Raw genomic sequence first — 20,947 nt, 5'->3', positions numbered from 1 at the left:
CCGTGGACCTGCAGCTCTTTGCGGAGCGCACCGAGGAGCCAACGCCACGAAGGCTCCAGAAGGCCCGTGAGGAGGGCCGCGTCGCCCGGTCCACCGACCTGGTGGCCGGCCTGGGGCTGGTGGCAGCCACGCTGGCCCTGCGGGGCCTGGGCGGCTACAGCGTGCAGCAGGTGACCGGCGGCATGGTCGGCGCCTTCGAGACGCTCCGGCCGCTGGAGCTCACCCCCGAGACCACGGCGGCGGTCATGCAGGACTGGGCCCTGATCGGCCTGCGCGCGGTGCTGCCCATCGCCCTGGTGGTGGTGGCCATCGGCGTCGTCGCCGGCACCCTGCAGACCCGTTTCATCTTCACCCTCCGGGCCCTGGTCCCCCGGTTTGCCACGCTCAACCCCATCACCGGCCTCACCCGCATCTTCTCCCTCCGCACGGTGACCGAGCTGGTCAAGGGCCTGATCAAGCTGGCGGCCATCGGCTACATCGCCTACCGGAGCGTGCGGGGCCTGGTGCCGCAGTTTCCCAACCTCATCGCCCAGACCGTCCCGGCGGGGCTCAGCGCCATCGCCGATATGGTGCTCGACGTCATGCTGGCCGTGGGTCTGGCCTACCTGGTCGTCGGCGTGCTCGACTACGGCTACCAGTACTGGGAGTTCCGGCGGTCGATGCGCATGACGAAGCAGGAGGTCAAGCAGGAGCACCGGGAGCAGGAGGGCGCCCCGGAACTGAAGTCCCGGCAGCGGCAGCGCATGCGGGAGCTGGCCATGCGCCGCCGGGCCCTCAAGGAAGTGCCCGGGGCCGATGTCGTCGTCACCAACCCGACCCACTTCGCCGTCGCCCTGAAGTACGAGGCGGCCAAGGACGAGGCGCCCCGGGTGGTCGCCAAGGGCGCCGACCTGCTGGCGCTGGAGATCCAGAAGATCGCCCGGGCCCACGACGTGCCCCTGGTGGAGAACCGGACCCTGGCCCGGGGCCTCTACTACGACGTCGAGGTCGGGCGTCTCATTCCCCCCGAATACTACCAGGCCGTGGCCGAGGTGCTCGCCTTCGTCTACAACCTGCGGCGGCAGAGCCGGCAGGCCGGTCAGGAATAAATCCGTTGAGTCCGAGGTGAACGAGCTGTGACCAACCCGAGCGGCGCTCCGTCGATCCGGGTCTCCGACGTCGCCGTGGCCGGCGCCATGGTGGCCATGGTCACCCTGCTCATCGTGCCCCTGCCTGAGTTTCTGGTCGACCTGCTGCTCACGTTCAACATCGCGGCCGCGGTGGTGATCGTGCTGGTCTCCATCTTCACCGGCGAGGTCCTGCAGTTCTCGTCGCTGCCGACCCTGCTGCTGATCACCACGCTGTTCCGCATCACCCTCAACATCTCCACCACCCGCCTGCTGCTCACCACCGGCGAGGCGGGCGAGGTCATCCGCCGGTTCGGCCAGTACGTCATCGGCGGCAACACGGTGGTCGGACTCATCGTCTTCCTCATCCTCATCATCGTCCAGTTCATCGTGATCACCAAGGGCGCCGAGCGCGTCTCCGAAGTCGCGGCCCGCTTCACGCTGGACGCCATGCCCGGCAAGCAGATGTCCATCGACGCGGACCTGAACGCCGGCCTCATCACCGAGGCCGAGGCCCGGGCCCGGCGTCGGCAGATCGAGCGGGAGGCCGACTTCTACGGCGCGATGGACGGCGCCACCAAGTTCATCAAGGGCGACGCCATCGCCGGCCTGCTCATCGTCTTCATCAACCTGCTGGGCGGCTTCATCGTCGGCATGCTCCAGCACGGCATGACGTTTGCCGAGGCCTGGGGCCACTTCTCGCTGCGCACCGTGGGCGACGGCCTGGTGACCCAGATTCCGGCCCTCCTGATCTCCACCGCCGCCGGCATCGTGGTGACCCGGGCGGCCGACGAGTCCAGCCTCGGCATCGAGCTCACCCGGCAGCTGGGCGGCGACCCGAAGCTGCTCATGCTGGCCGGCGGCCTCATGATGGTCCTGGGCGTCATCCCCGGGCTGCCCACGGTGCCCTTTTTCGTCATCGGCGGCCTGATTCTGGGCATCGGGGCCGTCAGCTCCCGGTACCAGCGGGCCAGGATTGCGGCCGAGGTGCCCGAGCCCGAGCCGCTGCCCATCACCAACGACGTGGTGCCCGAAAGCTGGGTGCAGCTCACCCCGGTGGATCCGCTGGAGGTGGAGCTGGGCTATGCCCTGGTGCCCATGGCCGAGCCCGGCCGGGGCGGCGACCTGCTGGACCGGGTGGTGGCCGTGCGCAAGCAGGTGGCCGCCAACCTGGGGCTGCTCCTGCCCTACATCCGGGTGCGGGACAACCTCGCCCTCGGCCCGTACCAGTACGTCATCAAGCTGCGGGGCATCGAGGTGGGCTCCTACGAGCTGCAGCCGGACCGCTACCTGGCCATGGATCCCGGCGGCCTGGAGGAGACGGTGCCCGGCCAGCCCACCGTGGAGCCGGCCTTCGGACTGCAGGCGCTCTGGATCTCGCCGGCGGACAAGCAGCGGGCGGAGCTGATCGGCTACACCGTGGTCGACCCGGCCTCGGTGCTGGTGGCGCACCTCACCGAGGTGATCAAGGAGAACGCGCACCAGCTGCTGGGCCGGCAGGAGGTCAAGGGCATGGTGGACATGGTCCGGGAGACCCACCCGGCCCTGGTGGAGGAGCTCACCCCGCGGCTGCTCTCCCTGGGCGAGATCCAGAAGGTGCTCCAGAACCTGCTGGCCGAGGGCGTGCCCATCCGGGACCTGGTGCTCATCTTCGAGGCCCTGGCCGATTGGGCGCCGGTGACCAAGGACCCCGAGCAGCTCACCGAGAAGGTGCGGGTGGCCCTGGGGCGCACCATCGTCCACCACTTCGAGCTGGGGCCGGTGGTCAAGGCCATCACCCTCGCGCCGGACGTGGAGCAGCGGCTCTCGGCCGCCGCCGAGAAGCGGGGTCCCGGACCCGGCCTGGACCCGCAGCTCGCGCAGGCCGTCATCAACGGCATCGCGCGGGAGGCGCAGGCGATGGCTCAGGCGGGCCACACCCCCGTGCTGGTCTGCTCGCCTGCCCTGCGGCCGGTGATCCGGCGCATCGCCCAGCACACCTATCCGCGGCTGATCGTGCTCTCGTACGCGGAGCTTGATCCCAGGCTTGAGATCGAGTCGGTGGGGGTGATCCGTGCATGATGCAGGTGAAGAAGTACATGGCCCCCACGTACGCGGAGGCCCTGATTCTGGCAAAGAACGAACTCGGCACCGACGCCGTCATCGTCGACAGCCGCAAGGTGCGGGTGGGCGGCATTTTCGGCCTCTTCGGCCGCGTGATGACCGAACTCACCGTCGCGGCCGATCAGCGGCCGCAGCCTTACCGGGGCGCGCGCCCGGCGGCACGCCCGCGCGGCGCAACCGCACCGTCCGGGGCGCCGGCTTCCGCGCAGCCCGCGCCCACGGTGCCGCAGGGGATCTCTGCTGATGCGGCGCCTGCGGTGGTGCACGGGGGCCCTGCTCCTGCGGCTGCTGCGGTGCCGCAGGGGGTCTCTGCTGCTGCGCCTGTGGCGCCGCAGGGGGTCTCTGCCGCTGCTGTTCCGCAGCCTGTCGCCGGCGCAGCCGCTTCTGCGAGCCCGGCCTCCGGCCCCGCGCCCGCGCCGGAACCGGCAGCGGCTCCGGCGGCAGCCGTCTGGCCGGCGCTGTCGGATGCCGTCCCGGCGTCGCCTCTCTCCGGCATCCCGCTGCCCGGCAGCCCCGCCTCTGCGGCCCTGGCCCCCGGCAGCGCGGATCTGGCCGGCCTGCGCCGGGAGATGGCCGACCTGCGGCAGGCGGTGACCCGGCTGGTGGAGGCCCGGCCTGACCCCGCCGCTCTGCTGGAGCTGAAGGGCTACGCCCGCAAGGTCTACGAGCGGCTGCTGGACGCCGGCGTGGCGGAAGGGCTGGCCCTGGCGATCAGCCGGAAGGTCGGCACCCACGCGACGAAGGGCAGGGCCCTTCTCCGGGCGGAGCTGAACCAGCTCATGGGCCCCGGCGCGCCGATCCAGGCGGAGGCCGGCCGCCGGAGGGTGGTTGCGCTCATCGGCCCCACCGGCGTGGGCAAGACCACGACGCTGGCCAAGCTGGCCGCGCACTTTGCCCTGGAGCGCGGGCTGAAGGTGGGGCTCATCACCGCCGACACCTTCCGCATCGCCGCCGTGGATCAGCTGCGCACGTACGCGGACATCCTGGCCATTCCCCTCTACACCGTGGAACGGCCGACCGACGTCCACCAGGCTCTGGCCCACAATGCGGACGCCGATCTGGTGCTCATGGACACCGGCGGCCGGAGCCACAAGGACGAAGAGCGCATGGCGGAGCTGCAGGAACTTCTGGCGGAGGCGCAGCCCGACGAGGTGCACCTGGTGGTCTCCCTGAATACCAACCCGCGGGACGTCCGCCGCATGCTGGAGCGCTACCTGCCGCTGGGCGTCAACCGCTTCATCTTCACCAAGGCCGACGAGACCTCTGCCCCCGGACTGATGCTGAACATCCGGGCACAGTGGGACCTGCCGATCTCCTACGTGACCGACGGTCAGTCCGTGCCCGACGATCTGAGGCCCGCAGACAGCGTCGACTACTCCAAACTCTTCATGGGGGCGTAGCCCGATGTTCGATCAAGCCAGCCGTCTGCGCGAACTGGCCGCTGCCTACCGGAATCAGGCCGCGGGCCGGGCGCCCCGTCGCTTTGAGGCCATCGCGGTCACCAGCGGCAAGGGCGGCGTGGGCAAGACCAACCTGGCCGTGAACCTCGCCCAGGTGCTGGTGAAGGACGGCCATGAGGTGCTGCTGATGGACGTCGACCTGGGTCTGGCCAACGCCAACATCCTGCTGGGTACGGTACCCCCGTATCATCTGGGGCACTTCCTGCGGGGCGAGGTCGACATCCTGCAGGTGATCCACCGGACGGACACGGGCCTGAAGCTGATCGCGGGGGGCTCGGGCCTGGTGGAGCTGGGCAGCCTGACGGCGGCCCAGCTGCGCCCGATCCTGCGCTCCCTGGAGCGGCTGGAGGGCGAGGCGGAGTACCTGATCCTGGACACCGGGGCCGGGGTCGGCGATGCGGTGCTGGAGTTCGCCCTCGCGGCGGATCAGGTGCTGGTGGTCACCACGCCCGAGCCCACGGCCATGGCCGACGCCTACACGATGATCAAGGCCCTGGTCGCCCGGGATCCCGGGGCGCGCATCCGGCTCGTGGTCAACCAGGCGGAGCGGCCGGAGGATGCGCAGCGCGCAGCCGAGCGCATCGTCACCACGGCGCGCAACTTCCTGGGCGTCGAGGTGGTGCACCTGGGCACCGTTCCCCGGGACCCCCACGTGTGGCAGTCGGTGCGGCGCAGGGTGCCGTACGTGCTGGGCTACCCGGCGTCGCCCGCCGCCCGGGCGGTGGAGGCCATGGCCTCACGGCTGGTGGGTGCGCAGGTGCCGGCGCCGTCTGCACCGGGTTCGTTCTTCGGCCGGCTGGCAAGCCTTTTCGGCCGGCGGAGCAGCAGCCTCTAGAGGAGGGATATCCGTGACCGTGCAGCACCTGGAGCTGTGGCAGCGCTGGCGGCAGTCTCACGACACGGCTGCACGAGACGCCCTGGTCCAGCACTATCTGTGGCTGGTCCGCTACGTCGCGGGCCGGCTGATGGTGGGCATGCCGGACCACGTGGACCAGGGCGATGTGGAGGGGCACGGGTGCTTCGGGCTGCTGGAGGCGATTGCCCGCTACGACCCCGACCGGGGGGTCAGGTTCGAGACGTTCGCGATTCCTTGGATCCGCGGCGCCTGCCTGGAGGGGCTGCGGGCGATGCAGTGGGCTCCGGCCCTGCGCCGGCGGGTGCGGCAGCTGGAGAGGGTGCGGGACGAGTTGATGGCCGTCCTGGGCCGCGAGCCCTCCGCCGCGGAACTCGCCGAGCAGATGGGGATCTCGGTGGAGGAGGCGGAGAGGCGGCTGCAGGAGGCCGGGACGCTCGCGGTGCTCTCGCTGGACGAGGCCCTGGCCTTCGATGACGGCGAGACCACGGCCCTGGCGGACCGGGTGGCCGACGAGGAGGCGGTGGACCCGGAGCTGGAGAGCCAGCGGGCGGAGCGGCGGGAGGTGCTGGCCCGGGCGATCGCGTCCCTCACGGAGCAGGAGCAGCTGGTGATCGCGCTGATCTACCAGGAGGGGCTGATCGCGAAGGAGGTCAGCGAGATCCTGGGACTCTCGCAGGCCCGGATCTCGCAGGTGCACAGCAAGGCGATCCTGCGGCTCAGGGGGAAGCTGTCGCGGATGAAGCGGGATCTGGTGTCGTGAGCCGTGGGGTGTCGGCCGACCTGGGCCGGGAGCCGAGGCGGCGAGATGTGGGCTGTGAGTTGTGAGTGGTGAGAGCGGCTGTGAGCGGCTGTGTGCGGGGAGGGCGGCCGTGAGTGGTGAGCCGCGGCGAAGCCCTGTGCCCGGGAGTTGAAGGCGTGCCGGGTCGGCCCGTGCCGGAGCGTGCCCTCCGTTCGGCGGATGGAGGCCTCGTGGCGAGAGTCTGGGGCATAACGGCGGTGCGCACGGGTGCGCTGCCCTGCGCTGCGTGGATGAAACGTGAAATGCGCCTGAGGGGGTAGCCCATGGAGACCTTTCTCTATCTCGTCCTGGCCCTGGCAGCGGTCGGCGCGCTGGCCTACGCCGTTTACCAGGTGACGGTCAGGCAGCAGCGGATGCTGGCGGAGATCACCCGGCTGGAGCGGCTGACGGCCGAGGTGATCATGAGCGCCGAGGCCCTGCTGGATGAGATCGACCAGCGGATGGCGCGGCTCAACGACCTGGCCGCCCAGTTGGAGATCCGGGCGGTCGCCGAGGTGCAGGCGAAGGCGCGGTCCCGGGCCAAGTCCGGGACGCAGCCGCAGGCGGACGCGCCGCCGGACGGGCGTCCTCCGGCCCCTGCGCCGCCGGACGCCGGGGACCAGGAAGCGCCTCAGCCGCAACCGGAGCGAGCGCCGGAGGTCGAAGCCGCCCAGCAGAAGCCGAAGCGAGGCCGGCGGTCCCGCGCCGGGGCCGGGAGCACAGCCGTGCCATCCGGTCCGGCGGCGGGCTCCCAGCAGGCGGGGGGTTCCCGGCAGGCTGCAGACTCGGGACAATTCGCAAGCCCCGGGCAACCGTCGCAGCCGGCAGAGGCCCCTCCCGCGGAGCCTTCGCCCGCGGAGCCGGCACGCCCCCAGGCCCCGGCCGATCGCTACGGCGACCTGCGCCAGGCGGTGTGGCGCCTGGCCGACGAGGGCAAGAGCCCTGTGGAGATCGCCGAGGCTCTTGGCGTGCCCCGGGGCGAGGTGCTGCTGCTGCTCAACCTCAGGGGCAAGAAGGCTCCACGTTAATATTGGGTGCATTGCGGCGAAAATGGGCCCTAGTTCGTGCAAAGCCATGCTGATTCGCCGCGAACTGGGTTAATCTTCGAGGCGTTTTGAGCCATGTAAGAAGTATCAGATCGAGGGGGTTGGGACGCACATGAAGATTGACCGGCGAGATCTCTCGGGGCTGCCCGGCGTGCAGCGCCCCGGCTTTTCGCGCTCCGGGCGTGAGGTGCGGCGCAGCGCCGGATCGCCGGGCGTCCAGCCGCCCGATCAGCTCTCCATCTCCGACCGCTCCGTGCAGGTGAGCGAGCTGAAGCCGGCGCTCGCCGTTCTGCCGCCGGTGCGGGCGGAGGTCATCGCCCGGCTGAAGGAGCAGATCGCCCGCGGCGAGTACCGGGTCGATCCCCACCAGCTGGCCGAACGGCTGCTCCGGCTGGGGGTGATCGACGGATGAGCGCGTCTGCCCTCCTCCGCGAGATGATCGAACTCACCCGCCTTCAGGTGCAGCGGGTGATTCAGCGGGACCACCAGGGCCTGCTGGAAGGATCCAGGCAGCAGGAGGCTCTGCTCAAAGCCCTGCAGGAGGCCGAGATCGACGGAAGCCCTGAGAAGATGCGGGCAATCTACGAGGAACTCGAACGGGAGAAGGTGAAGCTCCAGAGCCTTCTGGAGGCCGAGAGCCAGCGGGTGGACTTCCTGATGCGGCTCCTGCTCGGCGGGCCGGAGCTGAATAGCGTGGGCTATCCGTCAACCGTGACGAAGCGCGCCGGCGGGCGCATGCTGAACAAGAAGACGTAAGGGGGAAGCGGCGGTGATCCGTGGAATCAGCTCAGGTTTCTACACGGCCACGCGTGCCCTGCAGTCCTCCCAGTGGGCGATGCATCTGCATCTGGAGAACATCGCCAACGCCAACGATCCGAACTACACCCGCCGCACCCTGGAGAACCGGGTGGACCCCTTCGGGCGGCTTCCCGAAGTGGTGCGGATGCGTGACCTGTTTATCGACTTCCAGTACCGCCGGGCGCAGTCCAGCGCCGGCTACGCCTCGATTCGGGCCGACCTCATGGCCCGGGTGGAGGACATCTTCGGCGACCCGATCGAGGGCGGCCTGGCCCAGGCCATCGACCGGTTCTTCGACGCCTTCAAGGCGGTGTCTGAGGACCCGGCGGACGAGGTGCTGCGCATCGAGGCCATCGAAGCCGGGCGGCGTTTCGTCCAGCACATCCACGAGGCGATGTCCCAGCTCACCCTGATCAAGAGCCAGATCAACGAGAAGATCCAGGGCGCGGTGACGGAGATCAACGCCCACCTGGAGAACCTGCGCAACCTGAACAGCCGCATCGCCACCATGGTGGGGTCCTCGGAGATGGCCGCGGACCTGATGGACCAGCGGGACCGCGTGCTGGACGAGCTGGCCCGGCTGACCGGGGCCCGGGTCACGTACCTGGAGGACGGCACGGTCCGGGTGATGATCGGCTCGGTCCCGGCGGTGGACGGCACGGCCATCAATCTGCTGGAGGTCGTCGAGGGCGAAAATGGTCCCACCGTCAAATGGCAGGGGTTCAATCTGCCCGCGTACTCCGGCCACGGCGTGCTGTCGGCCCTGCTGGAGATGCGGGACGGGGATCTGCAGCATGTTATCGCCGAAGTGGACAAGCTGGCGAAGAACGTGGCGCGGGAAGTCAACTACTGGCACCGGCAAGGTTACGATCTGGACGGCCATGAGGGCGGCGATTTCTTCCTCATCCAGGACGATGTGCCGGGCGGCGTCTACGTGCACCCGGACCTGACGCCGCGGAAGATCGCAGCGGCGGGGGACGAGCAGGCCCTTCAGATGGACGGCACCATTGCCGACCGGATCTACCAGCTGTCGTACGGCATGTGGCCGCAGTATGCTGGCGAATACACGTGGACGGACCCCGATGGTCCAGCGATCGAGAAGACGCTGACCCTGGGGAAGGACCTGTCGGTCAAGTTCGTCCATACCTACCTCGACAGTGAAACGGGCAACTACGTGACTGTCGAGCAGCGAGGCACGTGGTACCAGAATGTCGACGGCTCGATCACCATCACGCTGACCGAGGAAAAAACGGTTGATCCCGAAACGGGTGAAGAAATCTGGGTAAAGATCCCGCCGGAGGTCCTGCACCACCGCCGCTATGATCAGACGCTGGTCGCGCTGGACGGCAGCGGCGAGGACTACAAGACGTCCCAGCCCGTCGTCGTCGACAAGTCCAGTTCGCCGACAACGTGGTATCGGAACCTTGTGGGCCTGATCGGCTCCCGGGGGAAGGCCGCAATTCACGACAACGAGATTGCCGAAGCCCATATTCAGGTGGCCCAGGAGCAGCGCTCGTCCAAGTGGGGGGTCTCCATCGATGAGGAGATCGCGCTGATGACGGCGGAGCAGAAGGCCTTCGCCGCCGTGGCCCGGGTGCTGACGGTACTGGACGAGATGCTGCAGACCCTGATCAACGCGGTGTCCTAGGGGTGATCGCATGCGTGTAACGAACTGGATGCTCGTCAACACGGCCATCCGGGAGCTGGAGGGCCTCCGCGCGCAGTACGCCAGGGCGCAGAAGAGGGTTTACGGCCGCGCCCTCGAGCGTCCCTCCGACGACCCGCAGCGGGTAATCGAGGCGATCGACCTGACCGGCATGAAGGTGAAGCTGGAGCGGGCGCAACGGGCCGCCACCGACGCGAAGGAGTGGCTTTCGATCGCGGAGACCAGCCTGACGGCCATGTCAGAAGACCTTCAGGCGGTCTATGAGACGATGATCCAGTTCGGATCACCGGCCAATCAGGAGTCCACGGCCAGGGAGAACCTAGCGCTGCAGATCGAAGGGCTGCGGGATGCGATCAAGAGGGAGATGAACACACAGCACCGCGGGCGCTACGTGTTCGCGGGGTGGGCCGCGGACACACAGCCCTTTGAGGATGACGGCTCGGGCGGTGTGGAGTACAAGGGCAGCAAGCACAAGATCGAACGGGAGATCGCGCCGGGGTACAAGGTGGCGATCAACATCCATGGCGATGAACTGCCCTATGAAATCATCGCTACCCTGACCGAGGTGGCAAACGCCATCCGCACCGGCACCGTTGAGGATGTCACAAAGCACCTGGACAAGGTGCAGGCTGCCGCCGACGAGTTGCTGGCCCGACGGTCGGAGGTCGGGCTGGCCTACCAGCAGGTGGAGCAGTTCGAAGGGTATTCCCGTGACGGCCTGATTACGGTCGAAGAGCGGCTGGGTAAGATTAGCGGCGGCGACATTGCAGAAGCTGTGATGGAGATGACCCAGGCGCAGCAGGCCTTCCAGGTGGCCCTGACGGCGTTCAGCATGGCTCTGCCGAAGTCGCTGATGGACTACATGTTCCGATAGTTGGCTTCCAAGGGAGGCATGAGGGATGAAGGTGACGGCACCCGTCAGCGGCCCGACTCCGGTCCCCGACCGGACCGTGACGCCGCGTGAGACGGCTGACTTGGGGAAGCTCCAAACGCAGGAGGAGCAGCGGAAGCAGAGCCAACCGCTGTCAAAGGAACAGGCGGAGGAACTGGCCGAGAAGATGAACTCCGCGGCCGAGTTGTTCAACAAGGCCGTGCAGTTCAAAGTGGTGGAAGGCAACCGCATTGTCATCAAGGTGGTGGACGTGACCACGGACGAGGTGCTGCGGGAGTTCCCGCCGGAGCGGCTGCTGGAGGCGCTGCTGGCGATGGAGCGGTCCCTCGGCCTGCTGATTGACGAGAAGGTCTAGGGGGTGGTCCCGTGAGCATGCGACTCGGCGGGCTCATCTCCGGCGCCGACACCGAGACGCTGATCTCGGCCCTGTTGGAGCTGGAACGGGTCCGGATCTACCGGCAGGAGGAGAAGCAGGAACAGCTCGAGGCCAAGCAGAAGGCCTGGCGGGACGTCCGTTCGGCGCTCACCAACATCCAGTCCAAGCTGGACCAACTGCGCTTCCCGACGCTCTTCCGCTCCCGCAAGGTGGAGCTGAGTGACAATTCGGTAGCGACCGTCACGGCCGACGCGGGTGCCGCCCAGACCAGCTACACCCTGCAGGTCGTGAAGCTGGCGCAGAGCCATGTGATCACCACCCAGTCGGAGGCGGCCTACAAGGCGGCCGACGAGCAGCTGGGCTGGGCCGGCACGTTCGACATCGGGACGGATCCGAATGCGCTGAAGACCATCACCGTGGAGGAGACCGATACCCTGAGCTCCCTCGCGGCGAAGATCAACGCCGCCGACAGCGGCGTGCTGGCCCATGTCGTGATGGTGAGCGAAGGCAAGTTCCGGTTGGTACTCACCGCAGCCAAGTCCGGGTCGGCGAACGTGATTCGGCTTGAAAATGAGGTTCCCGGGCAGCCGCCACAGGGGCAGACCTACGGCAACCTGCTGGAGGACATTCTCGGCCTGACCGGTGCGAATCAACTGGTGCTTTCAGAGGCGCAGGATGCAGAAATCATTTTGAACGGTGAACCTTACAAGAGTTCAACAAACACCTTTGACAACATCCTGCCGGGCATCAAGATTACCGTGAAGAAGCCCAGTGGGGACGATGTCGTCTCCATGACCGTGTCCAGCGACATCGACAAGATCGTGCAGGTCGTCAAGGACTGGGTGAACGCGGTCAACTCGCTGCAGGACCTGCTGAAGAAACTGAGCGCCTACGATGTGGAAAAGAAGACCGGGGCGGCCCTGACCGGCGAGAGCCTGGTGCGTTCGATCCAGTCCCGCATGCGGCAGTTCTTCTCTACGGAAGTCGCCGGCATGCCGGCGTCGATGAAGATGCTCAGCCAGATCGGGGTGTCCACCGGGGCCTACGGTACGGCCGACTTCGGCAAGATCGTCGTCGACGAGGAGAAGCTGAGGGAAGTGCTCCAGCGGGACCCGGAAGGCGTAGCCCGGCTGTTTGGACTGAACGAGGACGGCCAAAAAGGCATTGCCGTTCAGATGAATGACTACATCAAGTCGCTTCTCGACAGTCAGTCGGGGGCACTTGAGGTTCGGGACAAAAGCCTGAGCCAGCAGATCGACCGAATCAGAGACACGATCGAGCGCATCGAGGTGCAGCTGGAGCAGCGGGAAAAAGTGTTGAGGCTCCAATTCGCCCGCATGGAAGAGGCGATGGCTAGGCTGCAAGGCCAGGGCAATTACCTCGCCCTGATGCTCCTGGGTCGTTCCCAGTCGCAGTCCTGATGGAGGGAAGCGGGGATCACCATGGTGAGCGGGTTGAACCAGTACAAGGCGTATCAAGTGCAAACCACAGCCCCTGAGGATCAGGTGGCCCTGCTCTACGAGGGCGCCCAGCGCTTCATCGACAAGGCGGCCCTCGCCCTTCAGCAAGGCAGGTACGGCGAAGTGAGCGCGTACGTGGGCAGGGCGCAGCAGATCTTCACGGAATTGCGGACCGCGCTGAACCCTGAGGCGGGTGAGATTGCGCGAAACCTGGATCGTCTGTACGACTACTGGACCTGGCGGCTCAGCCAGGGCCTGCTGAAGAAGGACATCGAGGCTTTTCGTGAGGTTTCGGCCACCGTCGGCGACATGGCCGGTGCTTGGAGGGAGGCCGCGCGCCAGGTCCGCGCGCAGCGGGGCACCCATGTCAGCGGATAGGCAGAAGCGCCTCCACGAGGCGTACCAGCGGGCGTACGAAGCGGGTGGGGAGCTCCTGAAGGCCCTGCAGGAGCCCCCGACCCCTGCGACGGTGGACCAGGTGGACGAACTCGTTAGTCGCCGGGATGCGGCGGTGCAGGCGGCGGTTTCGCTGTTCCTGCCAGGGGACGAAGTCCGATTTCGTGAGGAGCTTCAAGCCCTTACTCAGCAACAGCAGGCGCTCGACGCCGAGATGCGCCGGTTCATGGCTGAGCTGGCGCGGATTTCGAATGCCGCGGCGCAGGCAAGGTCGGCGGCTCGCAGTGCACGGCGAGTCATGAAATCTGGGCACGCTGGTCGGATGTTAGACGAAAAGCGGTAGGCCGAACGGGATGAAACAGCGAGCTATTTGACGATTATGCGGGAAAACCCCGCCTGAAGTGACGCTAATCGCGTCGACTCGAGATTAATTCTAGGCCCTGCCGTATTCATTCATAGATTGTCGAACCAGGTGGCGATGATCTTCAATACCGGCCGGCAGGGATGCCGGGGCGTCATCTGGGTGCGACGAGTACAACAGGAGCAAGGAGGCTGCTAACGTGCGTATCAACACGAACCTGGCTGCACTGAATGCATGGCGTGCGCTGACCATCAACCACGGTGCCATGACTAAGTCCTTGGAGAAGCTGTCCTCGGGCTACCGGGTCAACCGGGCTGCCGACGACGCGGCCGGCCTCGCGGTATCGGAGAAGATGCGTGCTCAGATCCGCGGCCTGAATATGGCCGTTCGGAATGCACAGGACGGCGTGTCCCTAATCCAGACGGCCGAGGGCGGTGCGCAGAAGATTCAGGACATGCTCCAGCGCATGCGGGAGCTGGCCGTTCAGGCGGCGAGCGATACCCTGGACGATCCGGACCGGCAGTTGCTGAACAAGGAGTTCGCGCAGCTTATTGAAGAAATCGAGCGTACGGCCAACAGCACCACCTTCAACGAGAAGGAGTTGCTGAATGCGGATGCGGCGAGTGCAACCTTCGACATTCACGTCGGTCCTGGTGCCGATCCCGACAACGACGTCATTACGCTCCAGATGGCGGATCTCACTGATACCGGGCTGAAAATCAGTGAGCTTACAATTTCCACGAAGAGCGACGCCACCACCGCCATCAGCACGCTGGACAACGCCATTGACACGGTGAGCTCCACTCGTGCCACCTTCGGTGCCTATCAGAACCGCCTGGAGGGCGCCATCGAAACGCTGAAGATCCAGGCCGAGAACCTGACCGCCGCCGAGAGCCGCATCCGCGACGCCGATATGGCCCTTGAGATGGCCACCTTCACCAAGTACCAGATCCTGCAGCAGGCCTCGACCGCCATGCTGGCCCAGGCCAACATGTCCACCCAGTCCATCCTGTCGCTGCTGCGGTAAGCGAAACCATAGCGCATACCGGGGACGCCGTCCCCCCGGACGGGGGGACGGCGTCTATCGCAGCAGGCGGTCACTGAGGAGGGAGTCTCTTGGATCTCGCAACTATCGGCGGGCTGCTGTTCGCCATCATTGCCATCGCCGTCGGCGCGTACCTGGAGCACGTGACCCTCGACTCGCTGCTCGGCATCAGCGCCTTCCTCATCGTCGTCGGCGGCTCCATTGGTGCCACGATCGTGTCCAGTGCCGTCGAGGACCTGAAGCAGGTCCCCAGGGTGCTCAAGATGGCCTTCTCGCCGCCGAAGCGGGACTACCAGGGGATGATCGACCTCCTCGTCGGCCTGGCCGAGAAGGCCCGCCGCAACGGCCTGCTGTCCCTGCAGGAAGACGCCGAGCACGCCGAGAACCCCGTGGTGCAGCGGGGGCTCACCATGGCCGTGGACGGCGCGGATCCCGAACAGGTGGTCGCGGTCATGCGGGCGATGAGCGAGCAGCAGGCCGATGAGATCATCCGGGGCGCGGCGGTCTTTGATACCGCCGGCGGCTATGCGCCCACCCTGGGCATCATGGGCACCGTGATGGGGCTCATCACCATCATGGGCCGTCTCAGCGAGCCGGACACGCTTGGGCCGGCGATCGCCGTCGCCTTCCTGGCCACCCTCTACGGCCTGGGGTCCGCCAACCTCTTCTTCCTTCCGATGGGCTACAAGATCAAGGCCATCGCCAAGCAGCTGACCCACTTTAACGAGATGATCATCGTGGGGATCGAAGGCATTCAGGCCGGCGAGAACCCCCGAAACTTGCGGGAGAAGCTCTCCATCTACCTGCCCAGCACCGGCGGCCGGCGTGCCGCGGTGACGGAGGGCGCTCCGGTACGGGAAGGGGCATAGCGGAATGGCCGCGATGAACAAGAAGCCGTCCGCGGCGGAGGAGCACGGCGGCGGAGGGCACGGCAGCGGCACGGCCCGCTGGATGGTCTCCTACGCGGACTTCATGACCCTCATGTTCATCGTGTTCGTGGTCATGTTCTCCTTCGCGCGGGTAGACACGGCCAAGTACCAGAGCCTGGCCCGGTCGCTGGGGCAGGCGCTGGGCACCGTGGGACCTGACATTGCGCCGCTGCCCACGCGCGGCCAGGAGGGCACCGCGCTGCCCATCATCTGGCCCGAGCGGCCGGGGAGCCTGCCGGACGTGCCCGACTGGCCGGCCCACCTCATCGCCCCGCCGGAGGAAGAGCCCACCGAGTCCGCACCGGTCCCGCCGGTGGAGCCGCCCCCTGCGGAGGCGGAACCGGCTGATGAGCCCACCGACGTGTGGACCGTGCTGGAGCCGGAACCGGCCCCGGTCCCGGCGTCCCCCCGGGTCACAGCGCCTGTGGCCGAGCCGGATGAGATGGCAGAGGTGGCCGAGGTCTTCCGGGCCATGCCGGGCGTGAAGACCGGCCTGCTCTCCGTGGCGCTGGAGGAGCGGGGCATCGTCCTCAGCGTGGCCGGCAGCCTGCTCTTCGAGCCTGGCGAGTACACCATCCGGCCCGAGGCGTATCCCACCCTCAACGAGATCGCGGACAAGCTGGCCGGGGTGGAACTTCCCATTATGGTGAACGGCACCGCCGACGCCAGCCACGCCGCCGGCAGCGCGGAGGCCTTTGAGCTGGCAGCCCTCCGGGCCGGCGCCGTGGTGCGGTACTTCACGGAGACCTACGGCCTGCCCGGCGGCAACTTCGTCTACTTCGGCTACGGCGACGGGCAGTCCGCCTCGGACCGGGTGACCATCGTGGTGGCGCGCAAGGCGCGGTAGCGCAAGAGGGTCATGACGTGACCTTCCGTCCCATATCCTCCTATGAGCCCGTCCACGGGCTCGCAAGGGGGAGCCCGCGTTGGAATGGAAGTCCGCCCTCGTGACCTTCGCCATCATCTTCCTCGCCGAGCTCGGCGACAAGACCCAGCTGATGGTCATGTCCCTGTCCGCCCGGTCCAAGGCCCCGCACATGATCTTCCTCGGCGCGGCCGGGGCGCTGATCGCGTCCTCCCTGGTCGCCGTGGTGGCGGGCGACAGCTTTCTCCGCCACATCCCCGTCCGGTATCTCCGCCTGGGTACCGGTGCGATGTTCATGATGATCGGCGCCATGCTGGTCTACCGTTCCCTACGCAGTTGATCGGCCGTCCCCCCGGGGACGGCCTTTCTTGTTTACACAGTTTTCACTTCCCCGGCGAACCTCCCCAGCCTCCCCGGCGTCTCCCTAACAAAGGGGTTGATCGCATCCATGGACAAGCTGATCGGCATCATCCTCGTGCTGGTGGGCCTGGCGGCCCTCTTCCGCATCACCCTGTCCGGCGCCTGGCTCTTCCTCCTCATCGCCGCGGCGCTCGCGCTCGCGGTCAAGTCCGGGTGGCTGGGGCGCGGCGCCTACGTGGCGGCGGTGGTCTTCGTGCTCCTGGCCGTGGCCGGGCTGGCGGCCCGCACCGTGATCTTCGGCCTGGCCATGCTGTTCCGGCTGGCCCCGCTCATCCTCCTGGCCCTGGGCATCTACTACGTCTACAAGGCCTTCGTGCGCTAGGGAGGTGTCCGCGGCGGTCACGCTGATCACGGGCCCGGCCCGGTCCGGCAAGACGACGGTCCTCCGCGGCCGGTTCCAGCAGTGGCTCCGGGAGGGCGTGCGCACCGATCAGATCCTCATCCTCACCCACGGGGCGGAGCAGACCGCCCCGTGGGTGCGCGGTCCGGACCTGCCCTCGGGCGGCGCCGTCCAGGCGTACGACTTCTACGGCTTCGTCCGGCAGGAGCTGACGCTGCACTGGCCGGCCCTGCAGGCCAGGGTGCCGGCAGCCGCCCGCTGGCTGGCGCCGGCCTTTCTGCCCCTCACGGTGGAACGCCGCCTGCTGCAGGCCCTGCTGGAGCCCCATTACGCCCTGTTCGGCGACGTGGTGAGGGCCACGCCCGAACGGCTGGCGCTGCAGCTGCTCACCCGGGTCGACCGGGCGGCCGCGGCGGCGGGGCTGGAACTGGAGGATGCGGTGCGGCGAATGGCCCAGGCCGACCGGCCCGAGAAGCGGCTGCTGTTCGGGCAGGTCGCGGCCCTCCTGGAGCGGCACCGTGCCCGCATGCTGGAGGCCGGCCTTCTGGACTACGGGCTGGCCCTCTCGCTGTTCACGGACGGCCTGCTGCCGGATCCCGCCTACCGCGCCCGCCTGCGGGCCAGGTTCCGGCGGCTGCTGGTGGACGACGCGGACGAGGCCGCGCCGGCCGAGCAGCCGTTTCTTGTGGCGATGGCGGAGGCGGTGGAGGAGGCGGCCATCGCCCTCGACCCTGATGGAGGCCACGCCTTCCTGCAGGGGGCGGACCCCAGGGGAATCCTGAACCGATTCGCCCGCGCCCACCGGATCTGCCTGCCTGACCCGGCCCCCAGCCTCGAGGAACGGCTGGCGGCCGTCCGGGAGGCCCGGTCGGCGCCGGCCCCGCCTGACCGCCGCCCGCGGTCGGGGTCGCCGCAGGAGGTTCCATGCGCCCCGTCCCCGTGTTACCACATGGCCGCCGAGTTCTGGGGCGACATGGTGAACCGGGCGGCCGAGGCGGTGGCCGGCCTCGTGGCCGCGGGGCTCAGACCCGGGGAGATCGCCGTCCTTGCGCCCCGGGTCGACCACCTGCTGGCCACCGCCCTGGGCCAGGCCCTGGCGGCCCGGGGGATTGCCCTTCTGCCGTTGGTCCCGACCCGCCGGCTCCTGGATGATCCCGCCGTGCGGGCCATCGTCGCGCTCGCCGGCCTGGCCGTGCCGTCCTGGCGGCCGCCGTGGCCGTCGCCGGGTCCCTTGGCCGACGCCGTTCGGGTGCTGCTGGGGCTCGACCCGGCAGCCGCCGCCCACCTGGGACAGGCGCTCTGGGAAGCCGGGGACGACCTGCCCGATCCCGCCGGCCATCCGGCGCCGTACCGGCCGCTTCACGGGTGGCTGCGGGCGGCCCGCGGGAGGACGTGGCAGACCGACGCCTTCGTCCGGGCCGCCCTGTTGGAGGTGCTGCTCCCCCTGCGGCCCGACCTGCCGAAGGAGTCGGTCAGGGCCTGCCGTCAGCTGCTGCGGGCTGCGTCGGACTTCCGCCTGGCCGCGGAGCGGCTCGCGGCCGCGCCCCAGGCCCGGGACAGGAATCTGCAGGCCCCGGACGGAAACGCCCAGCCCCCGGCCGGGAACTCCCAGCCCCCGGCGGGTCCGGGCGCCGACCTCTTCGGCATGAACTACCGGCCGCTGCTCACCGAGGCCACCTGCCCGCTGTGGCCGGACCCGGAGGACGAGGGGGACGGGGCCGTGCTGCTGGCGACGCCGCAGGCGTACCTGAGCCGCCGGCTGACCTCGGCGGCGCAGGTCTGGCTGGATGTCACCTCCCCCGGCTGGCTGCCCGCCGGCGCCTCCGAGCTGGCCAACCCCCACGTGCTGGCCCCCGGCTGGCCGGAGGGCGCACCGTGGACGGATGCCCAGTCCCGCCGGGTCCGGCAGGCCGCCCGGGACCGCACGGTGCGCGCCCTGCTGCGCCGGTGCGACGGCCCGGTCATCACCGCGGAGGCCGCCCTGAGCCCGTGGGTCCAGGAGCAGGAAGGGGGGCTGTGGGCGTGACCATCACCCTGCGTCCCGACCAGGTCCAGGTGGCCGCGTACCGGGGCGGGTACATGGCCGTCCCGGCGGTGCCCGGCGCCGGCAAGACCACGGTGCTGGCGTATCTGGCCGCCGACCTCATCGCCGAGGGGCGCCACCTCCCCGGCCGGATCCTGATCGTCACCTACACCAACTCCGCCGTGGGCAATTTCAAGAACCGCATCGGTCAGTTCCTGGAGGCTCGGGGCCTGCCCCGCGCGGGCTTCGAGGTGCGCACCATCCACTCCCTGGCCGTGCAGATCGTCCGGGAGCGGCCGGAGGCCATCGGCTGGCCGGACACGTTCGCCGTGCTGGACGAGGTTCGCCGCAGGACCCTGGTCAACGCCCTCACGGCCGGGTGGATCGCCGCACACCGGGACACCTGGGAGGCGCTGGTCCGGGAGGATGTCCGCAACCGCGACCAGGCGCTGGCGCGGTGGGCGGAGCACACCCCCGAGCTGATGAGCCGGTTGATCCAGTCCTTCAAGGCGCGGCAGCTTTCGCCGGACGACGCGCTGTCACTGACCCGGGGCCTCCCCGACACCGAGCCCCTCCGCTGGGCGGCGGAGATCTACCGGGACTACCAGCGGGCTCTGGCCCGGGAGGGACTGGTGGACTTCGACGACATGATGCTGGGAGCCTACCGGCTCCTGACCGGCGAGCCCGACCTGCTGGAGCGGCTCCGGCAGCGGTGGACCTACGTGTTTGAGGATGAGGCGCAGGACTCGTACCGGCTGCAGGAGCAGGTGCTCCGCCTCCTGGCCGGCCCTGGCGGCAACTTCGTGCGGGTGGGCGACCCCAACCAGGCGATCATGGGCAGCTTCACCACGGCGGAGCCGGCGCTCTTCCGGGCCTTCATCCGTGAACCGGGGGTGGACGTCCGCCCCCTCACCATGGCCGGCCGCTCCAGCCAGGAGATCATCGACCTGGCCAATGAACTGGTGCGCTGGACCTGCCAGGACTACCCGGAGCCCGGCTGCCGGGACGCCCTCGAGCCGCAGTATATCCAGCGGGTTCCCAGGGGGATGGGGCAGTCCAACCCGGAGCCGGAGGGGCGCCGCGTCCTCGTCCGGGACTTTCCGGCCTACGAGGAGGAGATGGACCGGATTGCGGGGCTGGCCGCCCGGTCCGTGCGGCTCTACCCGGAGGCGACCGTGGGCGTGCTGCTCCCCACCCACGCGATGGTGGACCGGATGCTGGCGCTCCTGCGGGACCGGGAAGCCCCGGCCATCCCGGTGGGCAGGACGGCCCCCCTGGAGCGGCTGCGGCTGGGGTCGGACCTCCTGGCCGCCCTGGCCTTCCTGGCGGCGCCCCACGTGCCGGAGCGGCGCGCGGCGGCCGCCCGCCTGGAACCGTACCTCGACCGCTGGCTGGCGGACGCCGTGCAGCCGGCGGATGTCCTGCTCCTGCGGATGGCGGCCGACCTGCGGCTCTCCGGCGAGGACCTGGCCCTGGCGCAGTACCTGGCCCTGCGGGCCAGGCGGCTCCTGGAGGAGGAGCCGCTCTACGGCCCCGGCGACGTGGCCCGGGAGCTGGCGGACGCCCTCGGCCGATCGGGCTGGCTGGCCGATGCGCTGTACGACCGGCAGGGCTTCGAGCCCCAGCCCGGCGTGGTGTACGTGACCACCTGCCACGCCGCCAAGGGGCTGGAGTGGGACACCGTCTACGTCGCGGGCCTCACCCGGGGCTTCTTCACCGGCGGACTGCGCGACCGGACCCTCTCGGAGCAATGGTCGCTGGTGCCGGGGCAGGTCAACCCCGAGGCGAGGGCGCTGGCCCTGCTGGATCAGCTGGCCGGCGCCGGCGGGGTTTCCGAAGATCCCGCGGCGGCGTTCAAGCGGGAGCAGATCGGCGAGAAGATCCGGCTGCTCTACGTGGCCATCACCCGGGCTCGCCGCAACCTCCTGCTCTCCTATCACTGGCGCAACGAGCGGGGATACGACACCGCTCCCCCGCCGGCGGTGGTGCGGCTTCGGCAGTTCGTCCAGGCGAGGAGGTGACCGGAT

20 protein-coding genes are annotated in these 20,947 nt (G+C 68.8%); all 20 read left to right on the top strand.

All coding sequences use genetic code 11. The features are described from left to right. The first annotated feature begins 2 nt into the window (after nt 1-2). On the top strand, nt 3-1,088 hold the full coding sequence (gene flhB / locus STH_RS14855) for a flagellar biosynthesis protein FlhB (RefSeq protein ID WP_011197103.1): 1,086 nt from the start codon (nt 3-5) through the stop codon (nt 1,086-1,088). A 27-nt stretch (nt 1,089-1,115) separates the two neighbouring features. After that, nucleotides 1,116-3,167 (top strand): flagellar biosynthesis protein FlhA, encoded by a 2,052-nt coding sequence (flhA, locus tag STH_RS14850; RefSeq protein ID WP_011197102.1) that lies wholly within the window; start codon nt 1,116-1,118, stop codon nt 3,165-3,167. Then, nucleotides 3,164-4,609 (top strand): flagellar biosynthesis protein FlhF, encoded by a 1,446-nt coding sequence (gene flhF, locus STH_RS14845; RefSeq protein ID WP_043714302.1) that lies wholly within the window; start codon nt 3,164-3,166, stop codon nt 4,607-4,609. Before flhA ends, flhF begins: the two co-directional genes overlap by 4 nt. A gap of 4 nt (nt 4,610-4,613) precedes the next feature. After that, nucleotides 4,614-5,504 carry a MinD/ParA family protein gene (locus STH_RS14840; RefSeq protein WP_011197100.1) on the top strand — a complete coding sequence of 297 codons (891 nt, stop codon included), beginning with the start codon at nt 4,614-4,616 and terminating at the stop codon, nt 5,502-5,504. Nucleotides 5,505-5,517: 13 nt separating this feature from the next. Further along, the gene (locus STH_RS14835; protein WP_050742318.1) at nt 5,518-6,285 is read left to right on the top strand and encodes a FliA/WhiG family RNA polymerase sigma factor; all 768 of its coding nucleotides are present in this window, start codon (nt 5,518-5,520) and stop codon (nt 6,283-6,285) included. A 302-nt stretch (nt 6,286-6,587) separates the two neighbouring features. Continuing rightward, nucleotides 6,588-7,331 (top strand): hypothetical protein, encoded by a 744-nt coding sequence (locus STH_RS14830; RefSeq protein WP_011197098.1) that lies wholly within the window; start codon nt 6,588-6,590, stop codon nt 7,329-7,331. A gap of 130 nt (nt 7,332-7,461) precedes the next feature. After that, nucleotides 7,462-7,761: a flagellar biosynthesis anti-sigma factor FlgM gene (flgM, locus tag STH_RS14825; RefSeq protein WP_011197097.1), complete on the top strand. Its 300-nt coding sequence runs from the start codon at nt 7,462-7,464 to the stop codon at nt 7,759-7,761. After that, a complete protein-coding gene (locus STH_RS14820; protein ID WP_011197096.1) occupies nt 7,758-8,105 on the top strand; it encodes a hypothetical protein in 348 nt (115 codons plus the stop codon). Before flgM ends, STH_RS14820 begins: the two co-directional genes overlap by 4 nt. 13 nt (nt 8,106-8,118) lie before the next feature. After that, nucleotides 8,119-9,795, top strand: a complete 1,677-nt coding sequence (flgK, locus tag STH_RS14815) for a flagellar hook-associated protein FlgK (protein WP_011197095.1) — start codon at nt 8,119-8,121, stop codon at nt 9,793-9,795. Between the two features lie 10 nt (nt 9,796-9,805). Next, nucleotides 9,806-10,687, top strand: a complete 882-nt coding sequence (locus STH_RS14810; RefSeq protein WP_011197094.1) for a flagellin — start codon at nt 9,806-9,808, stop codon at nt 10,685-10,687. A 25-nt stretch (nt 10,688-10,712) separates the two neighbouring features. Further along, the gene (locus STH_RS14805) at nt 10,713-11,060 is read left to right on the top strand and encodes a flagellar protein FlaG (RefSeq protein ID WP_050742317.1); all 348 of its coding nucleotides are present in this window, start codon (nt 10,713-10,715) and stop codon (nt 11,058-11,060) included. 17 nt (nt 11,061-11,077) lie between these two features. Further along, nucleotides 11,078-12,502: a flagellar filament capping protein FliD gene (gene fliD / locus STH_RS14800; protein ID WP_242654630.1), complete on the top strand. Its 1,425-nt coding sequence runs from the start codon at nt 11,078-11,080 to the stop codon at nt 12,500-12,502. A 21-nt stretch (nt 12,503-12,523) separates the two neighbouring features. Continuing rightward, nucleotides 12,524-12,919 carry a flagellar export chaperone FliS gene (gene fliS, locus STH_RS14795; RefSeq protein WP_043714297.1) on the top strand — a complete coding sequence of 132 codons (396 nt, stop codon included), beginning with the start codon at nt 12,524-12,526 and terminating at the stop codon, nt 12,917-12,919. 578 nt (nt 12,920-13,497) lie between these two features. Then, nucleotides 13,498-14,325 (top strand): flagellin, encoded by an 828-nt coding sequence (locus tag STH_RS14785; RefSeq protein WP_011197089.1) that lies wholly within the window; start codon nt 13,498-13,500, stop codon nt 14,323-14,325. A gap of 89 nt (nt 14,326-14,414) precedes the next feature. Further along, the gene (locus STH_RS14780; protein WP_011197088.1) at nt 14,415-15,212 is read left to right on the top strand and encodes a flagellar motor protein; all 798 of its coding nucleotides are present in this window, start codon (nt 14,415-14,417) and stop codon (nt 15,210-15,212) included. Between the two features lie 4 nt (nt 15,213-15,216). Further along, the gene (locus STH_RS14775) at nt 15,217-16,119 is read left to right on the top strand and encodes a flagellar motor protein MotB (protein WP_011197087.1); all 903 of its coding nucleotides are present in this window, start codon (nt 15,217-15,219) and stop codon (nt 16,117-16,119) included. A gap of 79 nt (nt 16,120-16,198) precedes the next feature. After that, nucleotides 16,199-16,477: a TMEM165/GDT1 family protein gene (locus STH_RS14770; protein ID WP_011197086.1), complete on the top strand. Its 279-nt coding sequence runs from the start codon at nt 16,199-16,201 to the stop codon at nt 16,475-16,477. A 108-nt stretch (nt 16,478-16,585) separates the two neighbouring features. Continuing rightward, nucleotides 16,586-16,879, top strand: coding sequence for a hypothetical protein (locus tag STH_RS14765; RefSeq protein ID WP_011197085.1), 294 nt, complete (start codon nt 16,586-16,588; stop codon nt 16,877-16,879). Between the two features lie 4 nt (nt 16,880-16,883). Beyond that, nucleotides 16,884-18,923: an ATP-dependent DNA helicase gene (locus tag STH_RS14760; RefSeq protein WP_011197084.1), complete on the top strand. Its 2,040-nt coding sequence runs from the start codon at nt 16,884-16,886 to the stop codon at nt 18,921-18,923. Beyond that, nucleotides 18,920-20,941 carry an ATP-dependent helicase gene (locus tag STH_RS14755; protein WP_148205605.1) on the top strand — a complete coding sequence of 674 codons (2,022 nt, stop codon included), beginning with the start codon at nt 18,920-18,922 and terminating at the stop codon, nt 20,939-20,941. The genes STH_RS14760 and STH_RS14755 overlap by 4 nt, the downstream gene beginning before the upstream one ends. Nucleotides 20,942-20,947 lie beyond the last annotated feature (6 nt).

Origin of the sequence: Symbiobacterium thermophilum IAM 14863, assembly GCF_000009905.1 — a bacterium.
GTDB lineage: Bacteria > Bacillota > Sulfobacillia > Symbiobacteriales > Symbiobacteriaceae > Symbiobacterium > Symbiobacterium thermophilum.
The sequence above is the reverse complement of the archived record's forward strand: the minus strand, read 5'-3'. Positions and strand labels throughout refer to the sequence as shown.